Genomic DNA, 13,650 nt, shown 5'->3' with positions numbered 1-13,650 from the left:
GTTTTACAACGATCACTTTACCCATTTCCCTTGCTCAAAGCAGTTGGATTAAGCGATCGCAAAGTTTCCGTCAACAAAGCTTGCCACACCCACCGCTTCAATTGTAGCTACCGATGACAATTCTCCATCTTGAACTACACCATCACCACCAACGCTGTCTTCCCAGAGATAGACATCAGTGTTGCCAGCGGCGTCCTCGGCCATGAAGATCCTTGTACCATCGAAGCCGAAATTAGCTGTGACGCCATCGACAAAAACGCCGCCATCCGTCAGAGCTGTAGCTAGCTGAGCTGCGCTATCAACCGTCTGAAGGGCTCCTCCATCCTCGATAGCCAGCACAACGATACTGTTGGAGCCTGTCTGATTGACGGTACTAATCAATGATTCCAACTTCGTCATGTCATGATCAGCGCCTTCAGGCAGTGCTGCGGAGAAGTTCAGGATGTCTTGCGCCGTAGCGGAATCTGCCGTGAAGTTCTGGATGGTTACAAGTTCAGTACCGGCTTGATCGGTAAACGTCATCTCGTAGTTCACGTTTTCGAACGCGATATCGGTATCGACTGTCACCACGGCAGCGCCAAGGTCGTTCACCTCCAGCCTGCCTTCGCCCGCATCAACTGCGGCAGCGACACCACCAACGTTTAACCTCTCTGCAGTCACGGATACGGTCGCGTTTTCTCCGATCTCAATCGAACCGCCGGTTGTTAGCTCTTCGTTCTCTTCCGTCACTGTGCCAGTGCCGCTGATGTCCAACCATCTCGTCCCGTGGCCCAGTAACGCACCAAAGTCAGCGCCATTGAGGTGCTGGTCACCGGTGGAATCCAGCTCAAACACAACCTCTTCATCCGTCGCGGGGTCGTCGTCATCAAACAGATCGACCGTGAGGTTGGAGAAGTCCGCATCGATATCTCCTTCGTTGGCTTCGCCTTCTGCGATAACAACGTCTTCGACACCTGAGACGGTCAGGACGCCAAGCGCGGCCCCTTGAACTGTCATGGTGATACCACTGATTGCCGTCGCGGCAAGGGTCAGTTCCGTTTCCGCATCGCCTGCTTGGACGATCAGATCTCCACCGACATCAACACCAGTGAGGTCGGTATCTGCCGTCACTTCGGTCAGAGTGAGATTGAAGTTACCCGTCACCTCCCTGCCAGAGACTTGCTCACCCGTCAAGGTCGCATCACCTGAGAGTACCAATTCGTCTGCCTGGGTGAGATCCAGATCCTCGTCTAGATCCTCATTGGCGGCGGTCAGGTCTCCGTTGACACCCGTGACAGTAATCACGGCCTCGGTTTCACCCTCACCCTCATCGAAGGGCTGCTTGGTGAAGGTCACGCCGGCCTCGTTCAAATCGTTGAGCTGCTCAGCGGTCAAGGACAGCTGGGTATCGGGAGCCAGTTCGATGGTGGTGTCGGAGCTGAAATTCAGCAAGGAATTGCCATCAACATCGACCAAGCCCGTCAGGTCAACCTCATTGCCGTCGCCGTCGAAGACCACAGTGCCCGCCCCAGCGATGGCCAGTGCACCGGAATTGAAGGTGCTGCCGCTCAGGGTTAAGGTCGTGTTGGCACCAACATTCAGCGACCAGCCCGGCTCTGCCGGATCGGCATCCGGATCAGCCTCGAGGATGGCACTGAGGGTGGCCGTGGTAGTGCCGGTGCCCGTTGTGAAGGTAAAGTCAGTCTCGGAGACAGACTCGATCACGCTCAGGGTCAGGCTGCCGGTGTGCTCGCTTGCGTCGATGCTCGTGAGGTCGTCACCTTCGATTCCGTTATTCCCCGCGCCGTCATCGGTGTCGAGCACGATGTCGCCGCTGCCCGAGAACACTAGTGAAGCCGCATCGCCCATCTCAATGGCATCGGAGCCGCCGGTCAGGGTCAGGGTACCGGTGTAACCCGCGGTATCGAAAGTCACGGCGGCGACATTGAACCCTGCATCGACCGACTTCATGGTCACATCGGCATCGCCTGCGACTTTGAGCGTCGCTTCGCCGCCTGCCTCAAGCGCGCTGAAGATCAGGCTACCGCTCATCACGAGATCCACCGCCGCGTTGATGGTTGCTGTCAGCAGGTCACCATCGTTGCCAGCGCCATCGTCGCCTTCGCTGTAGATGTCACCGTTGATGGTCACAGGATCGGCAGCCGCTCCATCGGTATCAACCGTGTGAATCGTGAGCAGGGTGAAGTTCTCTTCAACAAGACCGTCGTTGACCAACAGGTCTCCGTCGATGCTAGCGGAGTTGTCGGCGTCGGCTTCCAGGGTGAGATCAATCGAACGTACATAATCCGCCAGTGCCCCTTCGGCACTGAATTCAATACCTTCAGGAACCGCGTTGGATTCAACCACGACATCCCGATCACGCGGATCAAGTTCTTCATCCACCTCATCGCGGTAGATGTTGAGGATGTTCGCACTCTCCAAGTTCTCGAGCAAATCTTCGATGGATTGACTATTTTCGTCGGCCCCTTCAATGCCGTTATTGTCGGCGTCGATCCAGAAATTATTCAGCAGACTATCCTGGATGCGAAGGTCAACAGCAGGCCCGGGCCCGTCTTCAGGCTGGGTTCCATAGCCGGCCACATCGATCGTGTCATTGAAGCGCGCGTCGTTATCGAGCGGGCTGTCAAAGCTGAAGTTCACCAACGGCGTGGTGGCCGCGCCGTCCTCACCCGTCACCTGCAGACCATCGGCCAAGGCGAATGAGCTAACGTCGAGGGTCTCGCCATCGGCCATGGCAAAGGTCAGGTTGGCACGATCCAGCCCGTTGAGCATGGTGGCCAGGTCATCCGCGCCAATCTCTAGGTCGCCGTCGAGATCGACGGTCACCGTGCCTTGGTCATCATCGCCAGGAACTCCTTCGGTGACGATGGTCGCGCCACCCTCTACCAATTGCTTGAATTGCACGGCGGAGATCACGACGTTGGTGCCTTCTGGCACAACCAGCACATCAATGCCGGTGAAGTCTGTGGTGGCATCCACCGTGATATCCATGTCCGCAACAAAGGTGACAGTATCGACCTCAATGCCATCCATCTCCAGGCTGCTGAAGTCGAAGGCCGAGCCATCGTACTCGCCAATGTTCAGGGTCGCTTCGTCGTCTTCATTCTCGACCATGATATTGGCCACGCCAATGTCGTTGATCTGGGCGATGGTCATGGTGACGGTCACGCCATCTTCCAGAACCACGGACTCAATGCCAGTCAATTCGGTGCCGCTGAAGTCGACGTCACCTTCCACATGCAAGGTCATGGTTCCATCAACCGCGCTCGCGTCGATGCTATCGAACCAGTCACCATCGGGGTCGTTCGCGCGTTCCTGCCCATCCAGGTGCAGGGTCACGTCAGCGCCACTGATGATGGTGACGTCCTCGAGGCCCTCGCCGCTGCCATTATCGGTCAGGTTGTAGATGATGCCGTTGCCATCCTCTATGGTGATCTCGACGCTTTTGGCATTGTCCAGCGTGATGCTGTCAACCGCGATGGGCCGCGGCTCGCCGGTGCTGGTCTGGCCTGGAGCGTTGCCCTGATTGTTCATCAGTACCCTGGCCGGTGCACCATCAAAGAAGTATTCAGTAACAATGGTGCCGACGTTTGACTCATCCGGGTTGCCGGCTGCCTTGGGCAGTTCGTCCCAGTTACCGTAACCGTCGCCCTCGAACAGGATGGTCGGGTTGACCGCGCCCCAAGGAACATTGGTGAAGGTCAGGGTCTTACCCATGTTGCCCTGCAAGCCGATCGTGGTGACACCTTGGGTGTTGTCGCACAAGTGGAAGCTGACGGTATCCTCGTCATCGTCGCCATCGTCGTTCTCGGAGTCGTCGATATCCACGACGACATAGGTCGCGACACCGGAAGTGAGCAGACCGGTGTCCGCTCCCTCCTCCGCGACATCGCCTTCGAGCATGACGTCAATGCGCTCACCAGCACCGTTGCCGATGACTTCCGCAACGTTGTTGAACTTATCAATGGTGAGATCGTTCAGCCCGCCGGTCAGTTCGGAGAAGTCGAGGCTGAATCCGTCCGCCAGCATCTCGACCGGCACATTGAAGGTAATGTCGTCGCTGCCCTTGATCACAACGGTCTCGGCGAGAGTGGAGAATTCGTCCTCGTCGTCGACTATGTCTTGCAGGTCGTTTGCGTTAACGGTTACCCCACCGGTATCCGTGGTGTCAATGAGCAGAATGTCGGTGTCTGCCGCGGCGACTGGACGCTCGAATCCATCCGCCGTTCGGGTAACGTTAAGGGTTCCTTCAAAGTCAGGATCGATCGTACCGACGCCCTCGCCGATGACAATACCGGCTACGTTCTCAGGATCGAAGCCAAGTCCAACCTCGGTCAGATTGACCACACCCTCGCCCACGATTCCATTGTTCGCGACATAGGTATGGAGTTCTTCCGCGGTCAGGTCGAGGCTGGCACCCGCCAGAACGTTAAAGGCCAGCTTGACGTCGCTGTCGAGCGCGGTCAGATCGATCAGGTCGGACAAGACGGTGCCCGCCTCGCTGACTTCGATCGAAAGGACCGGAATGTCGTTGTGATCGGCGGCGAAAACTGCCGCTCCCAGCGCTTGGACCTGCGCCTGTGTCAGCAGCAAGCCACCATCGGCGGAAATGACGAAGCGCGCGACGCCGCTGATGTCCGCCAGACGAAGATCGGCATCGGCCTCGACCGTGACAGTCAGGTTTTCGCCAGTCAGTACGGAGCCAGCACCGGCGCTGAGACCCTCGGTAATCGTCAGGCGATCATTACCAGTATTGGTGTTGATGTTGACCAGCGCACCATCGTTTACGCCTTCAAGCTCAATGGCGTCATTGGCCTGAGAGCCCATGATGACAACGGTATCCAAGCCATCGTCACCCAGGTCGGCGACGTTCACTCGCAGACCGCCCGTGTTTTCGGACGCATCAATGTAGGCTTCGCCCCAGGCGAAATTCAGGTCTCCCTCGATCGCCAGCAAGGCCGTGCCTGTCACGGTCAGTTGCTGGAAGTAGGTGCCGAAGTTCACATTCTCGAGGACGTTGGAACGGCCCTCGGAGAAGATTTCCAGGGCACCCACGTTGTGGGCGATACCAATGACCCCGGTTGAGGTGACATTGGCCATCTCGAGCTGGAGTTCGTCGCCTTGCCCAGCGCCGTAGTGGAGGGTGACGTCCTGCTCGAAGTTACCCTCGAAACGGGCGGTGGCATAATTTTGCACACCGAGCAGGGTCAGCGCGCCGTCCGAGCCAGATTCGGTGATCACGAGCCTCACGAGATCGCGCGCGCGCGAGACATCGAAAATACTGTCGACCGCGCCATCGAATACATTGATCAGCAGGTTGTCGTAGTCGTCGCCATCGACATCGTAGTAGTTGGTGAGGTTCTGGACGCGGATTTCCTGGATGTTGTAGAGCTGCTTGGGCTGGGCAAATGGACCTTTCATGTCCACTTCCAGCACGTTGTAGCCGCCACCACCGTTGATGTAGGCCTGATGCAGCGGGTAGGGGGTGCCGGCGATGATGATGTTGTCCATGTCGCCGGTCAGACCAGCTTCCATGACCGCTTCGTTGGCACGGCTGGTCGTCAGGTGAGCGGGCAGGAAGTTGACGGTGTTGATGATGCCGTCGTCAGCGGTATCGGAATTGCCGCCGATGGCTGTGTCGACGTCTTCAGCCAGCTGTTCAATCTGCCACAGGAATTCGGTATCAAAACAGCAGGCCACGTCCTCGTCAACGTTGATATTGAGGCCGCCCGCGGCGCTTTCTGGCTGGTCTTGGGCGGTCAGGTTCCGGTATTCCGCCGCGTAGGCCAGCATTTCCTGCAGGCTGGTGAAGTCGATCCCGTCGAGGGCGTAGGTTGAGGAGGTGACCACCTTCTCGGTCAGGGTGAAGGTGTTTTGATTGGGCACTTCCTTGCCGGGGTCGAGCGATGGGTTGCCGACCAGCCAGTCATCCGGGGTTTCTCCCGCGTTGGTGGCCGCGATAAAGCTGTCAGCGCTGTCGACGAACTGCTGATTGGCGAAATTTGCCTGATTTTCTGGCGAGAAGGCGAAGTCGGTCAGGATCTCGCCGCGCGAGCGACCGGCGGCAAGCTGCTCGGTCCAGAAATCCAGACCTCCTTCCTCGGGCTCGCGGCCAAGCATGTTGCGGTAAAGCTGGGAGACAAAGTCGGCGTCGGTCAGGTTGCTACCGTATCTTTGCGCGAACTCCGTCGATGCGACGAAGGCGGAAGCGATTGCATCGTAATCCTGGTAGTAAATGCTGGCTGGATTGAACCACTGTTCGGTCCAAAACTCCAAGCCAGTGGGATCGTTGAAAGCCGGGTTGGACGAGGGGGTGGGTGGACGCAGGAAGGCGCCGATGTAGATCCAGGAGATGTTTTGGGCAACGACGGTGTCAAGTGCCATGATGCTATCCTCTTTGCTTAAGCGTGGAAATCACAAACTAAACTGGGTTAACCATCGATTATACACCAGTGCGCTTGCGCTGGTGATGATCTTGGAAACTAAGATTGTCAAGGGGGGGTGGCCGCGGACCGCGCGGTCGGGTTGCAAGAAAATGCGATTCGCGGGGGAGGCGCGGATCGCAACCTGCCGCCGGGCGCGGCGTGATTGTTTGGGCGGAGCCTGATCGACTGGAGCGTGATCGGCTGAGGCCTGCCTTGATGTTGCCGGCATGATGCATCCAGCATGAAGCGGCCTGACCGGACGAGGTGAGGCACAACCGTAAAGAATTCGAGCTGATAGATAACACGGGTATCGGGAATCTGGTTGCTGGTCGCGCTGAAATGATGGCTCGACTTGTTCGACTGGGCTGGGTTGGCTCGACTCGTTTGACTTGGCTGGGTTGGCTCGGCTTGTTTGACTGGGCTTGTTTGACTGGGTTTGTTTGACTGGGCTGGGTTGGCGTGATGAGGGCACGGGTTTAAGACCGGTAAAGCCGGGGCGCGACTTTCTCGCCCAATGTTCCGCGCTAGGGTATAGCGCACCTAATAAGGCTGTCAACACCGTCTCTGAAATATTTGTGCTTTTCGTCACAAACACAGAAATTTGTCGCTCAAAAGCAACAGGCGTGTTTGACATCCTAGCCTGGGTTGATCACGCCGGAGAGGGCTAGGCCATAGTCGGCGGCAATACGCCGCCAGTCTCCCCGCTCGCGAGCGCGGGCTCGGGCGCGCTCGGCACGTCTGGCGCGTTCGACAGCGGCGGTTGGCGACAGCAGTTCCCGCAAGGCGGCGGAAAACTCCGCCAAGGGTGCCTGAACGAAGTGCTCCCCAGCTTGCAGGATGCCGCCGCGCGCGCCAAAGGCCGTGCTGAGAATGGGCAGTCCCGCGGCGGCATATTCCAGCAGCTTGAGGTTGGTGCCCGAGCCGGTCTCCACGGGGTTGATGCCGACACTGGCCGCGGCAAGCCAGACGCGCAGTTCCTGGTCGCTCACTCGCCCGATCAGACAGAGGTTGGCGGGTGGGGGCGCGAGATCGGCAGCCTCGCACACGCTACCAAGGACGACGAAGAGCAGGTCCGGCAGATCCTTGGCGATGGGATAGAGCGCGCGCAGGGCCGCGATGTTGGGGCCGTGCAGGCTACCGACAAAGAGCGCCACCTGGGTGTCGCCAAGTCCAAGACGCTGGCGCAGAGCCTGGCTGGCCTGGTGTGAGGGCGACGCATAACTGCCGGCATCGACGCCGTTGGGCACGACAATCGGCGGGGTCGCCAGCCCGTAAAGCTGGGCCATGCGCGAGGCGTCCTGCTCACTGCAACAGGTGACGAGCGGGGCCTGGCGGGCGCAGTCTCCCTCGATGCGTTCGATCTGTTCGAGGACAGCGGCGGCCTCGGGGTAGATCGCGCGCTTGAGGTCGAGTTCGACATTCAGGGATTCATAGACCACGGGTCCATCCCAAAGGCGGCGTATTGCCGGGTAGGCATAGGGATGGCAGGCAATGACGCAGTCGGCCCAGGCGCAGCCATCGGCGATGGCCGCGAGCCAGGCGGGGGTCAGCTCCGGATGCAGCAGGGCGGCGATATCTCCGCAGGATGCACCAAGCTGGCCTTGCAGGGCGCGCTCGGCACGCGCGTGGGCGGGGCTCATGGGAATGACATGCTCGACCAGGCCGGGAGCGAGCGCGCGTTGACCTGGTAGGGCATTGGCGTGGCATAGATTAACCAGGCGCAGGTCGGCGCCCCGGCCAGCACCCCGGTCGGCACCCCGGCCAGCACCCCGGTCGGCTCCGGCGGCAAGCTGGCGATAGAGCTGGAACATGCGCAATTGACCGCCATTACGCGGCGGATGAATGCTGAAGGTGTTGACCACCAGGATGCGCGGCTGGGGATGGACGAAGGCGCGGGCCAATCCTGGCCAGGAGATGTGGGCGACGCTGGGCGCGGCGGCGGCGGCGAGGCGCTCGCGCAGGGAGCTGTCCGCGCCGAGCCGGCTCATGGCGGTGGCCAGGGATTTTTCGTTGGGCGCGGCAATCAGGCCGTTGTGGCCGTCGCGGATGAGTTCCGTGGTGCCGCCGCTGTCGCTCAGGGTGATCACGGGCTTGCCGGCCTGCAGCGCCTCCAGGGTGATGAGGCCGTAGTCCTCGCGGTCCGGCACAAAGACCACGTAGGCACAGTCGCGGTAGGCGGCGGCAAGCTGGGCGTCGGTCAGGCGCCCGAGCAAGCGAATGCCGGGATGCTGACCGGCCAGCTGGAACAAAGCCTGCCGCTGGGGACCGTCGCCGGCGATGGCGAGCGGCCGCTCGAGCCCGGCCTTGAGATAGGCGCGGATAATCCAGTCGATGCGCTTGGGCGCGTCAAGCCGGCTGGCGGTGAAGATCGCCCCCGGGGGCATGTCCGGATGCGGCTCGGCCAGCGGACGCGGCAGACTGGGATGATGATGAATGGCCACATCCCGACTGGGGTCGACCTCGGGCGGGAAGTAGTCCGCGCGCGCGGCCACGGTGGCGGAGATGGCGGCGTAGCGGCGAATGGCGGTCTTGGACAGACCGATGGCATCGAGTTCATGCACCAGGGTGCGGATGAGCGCGCCGGGGAGATGGAACAGCGCTGGAGGCAGCGCGGGCGCGACGGCGCGAAGATCGTCAAGCGCGGCGAACATGTCGGCCAGGGCCGCGCGACGCCCGCGCGCGCTGGCCAGCAGGCGCAGCAGGCGAGTGACACTGGGATGGTCGCAGTGCACGCGCGTGTCGAGGCGCGCGGGCCAGGTGTCGTAGAGACCGCGCAGTTTGTGCTGCAGGAAGAGGTGGTGATCGGGGTGAGCGACCATCCAGGCCGGGTATTTGGTGCTGATGACGCGGTCGAAGTGGGTCAGGTCCAGTTCGGCAAAGCGGCGGTAGCTGGCGGCGATCTCCCAGAAGTCGCGCTCGGGCGAGGGCAGCTTGATGAGATCGGCCTGCACGCCGGGCTCGGCGTTGAGGGCGGCGAGCCAGCCGGTCCAGAGGTTTTCAGCCCCGCCAATGGCGAAGGGCACGGGGCTAGGGGCGATCAGAGCGATTTTCATGCACTTGGGGCCGATGCGCTGGAACCACTATGAGAAGGATTGGGAGAGGGTCGGGAGAAGGACTGGGAGAAGGACTGGGAGAACGGCCGGGGCGGGTCGGATGCGGCGGCCTCGTCCGGCTTGACGGCGAGAAAGCTGTGACTTTGAAAGTCGCCACCGGTCCAGTCGTCCTGTTGCACGTCGAGCAGTGCCATGCCGGCGCCGCGCAGGGTGGCGAGCACCGCGGACATGGGCAGGCAATGCATTTCCATGAGCGTTCGCGGCGGGTCGGCAAGGTAGGAGGCGACCTCGAACCTGTATCCTGGTTGATAGGTGGGTAACTGGAAGAGCGCAATGCCGCCGGGGCGCAGTTGCCGCAACAGGCGCGCGAGCAGGTAGCGCTGCACGGGCGGCGGATTGTGCTGCAAGGTGCCATAACTAAAGACCACCGAGGCGCGCGGCAGGGCGTCGAGCGCCGCCATGTCCCGCAGATGCAGGGTGGTGAAGCTATGCCCCGCCGCCTGGAGATGTTGGCGGGCGGCACTCAGGTTACCCGCCGAGATGTCGACGCCAAGCACCCGGTAGCCCTGCTCCAGCAGGTGGGTGGCAATGCGCCCGACGCCGCAGCCAAAGTCGATCAGGTCAGAGCCGGGCGGGGTGAGGTTGAAACAATCGCGCAACAGGGCCAGACGCCCGGCCTCGATGCGGCCGGTGTTGTAGAAATTGGCCAGGGTGGCGCTGTCGAGCCGCTCCTGGTAGTACTCGGCGTGGGTCAGGACCGACCAGTGCGGCTCGCGCTGCCCCAGTTGTTCCCATTGGTCGAGGATGCGGCGCAGCAGTCGCTCAAGGAGGGCGGGGCTGGTGCGGGTTTGCACTTGACGGGTAAAGTCCGGTGCGGTGACGCGCACGCCAAAGGCATCCAGGAGCGCCCGCTCGATCGCCGGCAGCGCGCGGCATTGCTCGACCAAGTCGGCGCCAGCCCGCGGATGCTGGCGCAGATACTCGACCAAGGGAGCGACGGCGGTGGAGAGGGCTTGCATGACGGCGGTGGCGCTTGAGCGAGGCGGCGTTTAACCCTGGCAGGGCGGCGATGGCAGGCGCGAACTATACCGGATCCGCGCGGATTCTGGTATGGTCGCGCCTGTGATCGCATGCGAGGGGATGAAGGGATGATGACAACCACCAGTGAACAAGCCGAGGAATTCGATTACACATCCTTTCCACGGCGGCTTAATCTTGGCTGCGGCTTCACTCGGCTAGAAGGCTATCTGAACGTCGATTTTCAAGCCTTGCACTCTCCCGACCTGGTGGCTGACGTCTGCGATCTAAGCATGCTTCCCGCGGACTATTACACGGAAATACTGGCCCAGGATGTGTTGGAGCACCTGTCGCGCTTCCGCCTCCCGGCGCTGCTGCGGGAATGGAACCGCCTGCTGGAAATGGACGGCCTGCTGCATTTTCGCGTGCCCAGCCTGCTCGATCTGGCCAAGCTGTTCGAGCTGGAGGAAAATCAAACCGCGGCGCGGCATGAGGCCTTGTTGCAGTGTTTGTTCGGTACCCAAGCCTACCCTGGCGATTATCACCTCAACAGCTTCACGCACTTGACCCTGACAGCGGCACTGTCCGCGGCCGGCTTTGACCTGGTCTCCGTGACAGTGATGGACGATTGGCTGTTCGATGGCGTGGCGCGCAAATGCGCGCGACGCGAACCCGACCCATGCACGGCACTCCTGCGCATCCGGGAACCAGGCGCGCTGATCGCCGCCAGCTACCAAAGCCTGCTCGGACGCGCGGCAGATGCCGAGGGACTGGAGTTTTATCGCCACGCCCTGGAGAGCGGACGCTTGACCCCGGAGCATTTTCTGACCGCGCTCCATGCCTCGCCAGAATACCGCGCGCGCCAGGCTCCAAATGAGGCCCAAAATGAACCCGGGGCAGAACCCGGGGCCTGACCCGCTCTCACTCATCTCGCGGGCACAAAGGCCCACAGTCGACTGGCCAGATAGCTAAACAAAGGCACGCAACTTGCCGCCAGCACCGCGCTAAGCGCTGGCGCGACATCGGCCATGCGCAGCAGCACACCCAACAGCAGGCTGTTGGCGGCATAGGCCGCCACCGCAACCAGGAAAAAACGTCTTCTGGCCTGACGCGGATCGGCGCGCGCGGCAAAGGTCCAGTGCTGGTGGCCGACCAGGGAGACCCCAAAGGCCAGCACAAAGGCCAACAGATTGGCAAGTTGCGGCGGCAATTGGAGGCTAGACACCAACAGATAGACGCTGACCAGATGGGTGGCGGTGGCGACCAGGCCAACTAGGCCAAAGCGAACCGCGGTGGCCAGTTCCCGCAGCAGTTGGCCTTGGGTGTTAGACATGGGAATCACGCGGCTCATGTACCTCGCGCACGATGCAGACCGGACGGTGCTTGGTTTCGAGATAGGCGCGGCCCAGATATTCGCCCAGAATGCCAATTCCAGCCAGTTGCAACCCACCCAGAATAGCCATGAGGACGATAAGGGAGGCATAGCCAGGCACATCGACGCCCCGCAGCAGCACCAGCAGCGTAATCAAGAATCCATACAGGAAGGCGCCAGCCGCGACGGCAAACCCCAGGTAGGTCCAGATACGCAAGGGCACGGTACTGAAGCTGGTAATGCCCTCCAAAGCAAAGTTCCATAGTCGCCAACCGCTGAATTTGCTCGTTCCGACAGCACGCGGCGCCCTGACATAGTCGATCACCACGGTGCGAAAGCCGACCCAGGCGAACAGCCCTTTGGTGAAGCGGCAGGATTCCGGCAGTTCATTGATGGCGTCGACCACGCGTCGGTCGAGCAGGCGGAAATCGCCCACGTTATCGGGTATTTCGATCTCGGAGATGGCATTGTGCAGGCGGTAGAACCAGCGCGCGCTCAGGCGCTTGGACCAGGAGTCGGTGCTGCGATCACGGCGACGGGCGAGGACCATTTCGGCACCAGCGCGCCACTGGGACAGCATGTCCGGAATCAGCCCCGGCGGATCCTGCAAATCGACATCCATGGGAACCACGGCCCGCCCGCCTGCCCGTTGCAGACCCGCGGCCAGGGCGGCCTCTTTGCCGAAGTTGCGGCTGAGGTCGATGATCCGCAGGCGCGTGTCCACTTGCTGGATTTCCAAAAGACGCTCCAGTGTTGTATCCCTGGAGCCATCGTTGATGAATAGAATCTCCAAGCGCAGGCCCGCGCTGGTCTCCTGCTCCAAGGCGGCATCGAGTCCGGCGAGAAAGGGCCGGATGGAGTCGGCTTCATTCAGGACCGGAACGAGAATGGTGAGATCGGGAGGCATGTGGGGTCGGCGCAATAGGTGGCGGGCGCCCTAGCCGCGCCCGGCGCGGGCCAGGCAAAACGCACTGAGGCCCGCGAGGCGGTTATGGGCGAGCAGCGGCAACTCGGCATGGCAGCAGGCAAGCAGCAGCCGGTTGGTCAATGGACCCTGGGCACGCAACTGCGAACGCGGTTGCCGCGACTGGATACGCGCGGGCAAGCGAGTGGCCACGGCAAGCGGGAAGAGCAGGCCGTAGTAGTAGCAAGCCTGCTCGATCACCAGGCCGGCGCTGGTGACCAGATTGGTCAGTTGCCGCAGCCGGTAACGGCGTTGGTGACCGAGAAAATCGTCATGGCCACTCCACAGCCACTGGAAGGCGGGAACCGAGATCAGAATCCGCGCGTCGGTCGCGGTGCTGGCAGCCAGGGCCGCGCGCAGCAGCGCGGCATCGTCATCGACATGCTCGAGCACATCCATCAGCAAAATGAGATCCGCTGGCACCGGGCTGAGCTCGCGCTGGAAGTACAATGTCTTTCCCTGGTGTTCCTCCTGACTGTCACTGTCATACCCGGTATCGACACACCATGCAAGGTTTGCGCTGGTATGTGTTAACAGGTGGCGGGAAAAAAATCCCGAACCCGCGCCAACATCGAGGATGGCGGCAGGCGCGCGCCCGCGCAACAGGCGCTGCACGGCCGCCGCCTTGGCGCGGTAGTACCAGTGCCGGGCAATGCCGTCGCCGAGGAGGTTGCTTTCTTTCAAGTCCATTGGCCCAGTATACCCCTTGGCACCCTTGGCACCCTTGGCGCCATTGACGACAGCAAGTCGAAATTTGGGGGCTCCTCTGGTGTGGCAGCGGCTTCCAGCCGCTTCATAACGCGCCGGGATGGCGCGGCT

General features: G+C 61.3%; 7 protein-coding genes. 1 reads left to right on the top strand and 6 read right to left on the bottom strand.

The window, feature by feature from the left end:
• Positions 1 to 48: 48 nt before the first annotated feature.
• From Thiowin_RS02505 to Thiowin_RS02495, 3 genes are all read right to left on the bottom strand, one after another.
• Complete coding sequence (locus Thiowin_RS02505; RefSeq protein WP_328986172.1) at positions 49 to 6,276, bottom strand: DUF4214 domain-containing protein; 6,228 nt, start codon at positions 6,274 to 6,276, stop codon at positions 49 to 51.
• Positions 6,277 to 7,060: 784 nt separating this feature from the next.
• Positions 7,061 to 9,478: a glycosyltransferase family 4 protein gene (locus tag Thiowin_RS02500; protein WP_328986171.1), complete on the bottom strand. Its 2,418-nt coding sequence runs from the start codon at positions 9,476 to 9,478 to the stop codon at positions 7,061 to 7,063.
• Entirely contained in the window at positions 9,475 to 10,497 is a 1,023-nt protein-coding gene (locus tag Thiowin_RS02495; protein ID WP_328986170.1) for a class I SAM-dependent methyltransferase, read from the bottom strand. The genes Thiowin_RS02500 and Thiowin_RS02495 overlap by 4 nt, the downstream gene beginning before the upstream one ends.
• 129 nt (positions 10,498 to 10,626) lie before the next feature.
• Here Thiowin_RS02495 and Thiowin_RS02490 point away from each other — a divergent pair, with 129 nt between their 5' ends.
• On the top strand, positions 10,627 to 11,409 hold the full coding sequence (locus Thiowin_RS02490; RefSeq protein WP_328986169.1) for a DUF4214 domain-containing protein: 783 nt from the start codon (positions 10,627 to 10,629) through the stop codon (positions 11,407 to 11,409).
• An 11-nt stretch (positions 11,410 to 11,420) separates the two neighbouring features.
• Here the strand turns inward: Thiowin_RS02490 and Thiowin_RS02485 are convergent, their stop codons facing one another.
• Genes Thiowin_RS02485 through Thiowin_RS02475 form a run of 3 tightly spaced genes read right to left on the bottom strand, consistent with a single transcriptional unit; the run spans position 11,421 to position 13,521 of the window.
• Positions 11,421 to 11,828: a GtrA family protein gene (locus Thiowin_RS02485; RefSeq protein WP_328986168.1), complete on the bottom strand. Its 408-nt coding sequence runs from the start codon at positions 11,826 to 11,828 to the stop codon at positions 11,421 to 11,423.
• Entirely contained in the window at positions 11,821 to 12,774 is a 954-nt protein-coding gene (locus tag Thiowin_RS02480) for a glycosyltransferase family 2 protein (RefSeq protein ID WP_328986167.1), read from the bottom strand. Before Thiowin_RS02480 ends, Thiowin_RS02485 begins: the two co-directional genes overlap by 8 nt.
• Before the next feature lie 30 nt (positions 12,775 to 12,804).
• A complete protein-coding gene (locus Thiowin_RS02475) occupies positions 12,805 to 13,521 on the bottom strand; it encodes a methyltransferase domain-containing protein (RefSeq protein ID WP_328986166.1) in 717 nt (238 codons plus the stop codon).
• Between the last annotated feature and the right edge of the window lie 129 nt (positions 13,522 to 13,650).

Origin of the sequence: Thiorhodovibrio winogradskyi, from assembly GCF_036208045.1 — a bacterium.
Classification (GTDB): domain Bacteria; phylum Pseudomonadota; class Gammaproteobacteria; order Chromatiales; family Chromatiaceae; genus Thiorhodovibrio; species Thiorhodovibrio winogradskyi.
The sequence above is the reverse complement of the archived record's forward strand: the minus strand, read 5'-3'. Positions and strand labels throughout refer to the sequence as shown.

Coding starts and splice junctions, on each gene's coding strand:
- Thiowin_RS02500 (WP_328986171.1), bottom strand. CDS start 9,478: ATGAAAATCGCTCTGATCGCCCCTAGCCCCGTGCCCTTCGCCATTGGC.
- Thiowin_RS02495 (WP_328986170.1), bottom strand. CDS start 10,497: ATGCAAGCCCTCTCCACCGCCGTCGCTCCCTTGGTCGAGTATCTGCGC.
- Thiowin_RS02490 (WP_328986169.1), top strand. CDS start 10,627: ATGATGACAACCACCAGTGAACAAGCCGAGGAATTCGATTACACATCC.
- Thiowin_RS02485 (WP_328986168.1), bottom strand. CDS start 11,828: ATGTCTAACACCCAAGGCCAACTGCTGCGGGAACTGGCCACCGCGGTT.
- Thiowin_RS02480 (WP_328986167.1), bottom strand. CDS start 12,774: ATGCCTCCCGATCTCACCATTCTCGTTCCGGTCCTGAATGAAGCCGAC.
- Thiowin_RS02475 (WP_328986166.1), bottom strand. CDS start 13,521: ATGGACTTGAAAGAAAGCAACCTCCTCGGCGACGGCATTGCCCGGCAC.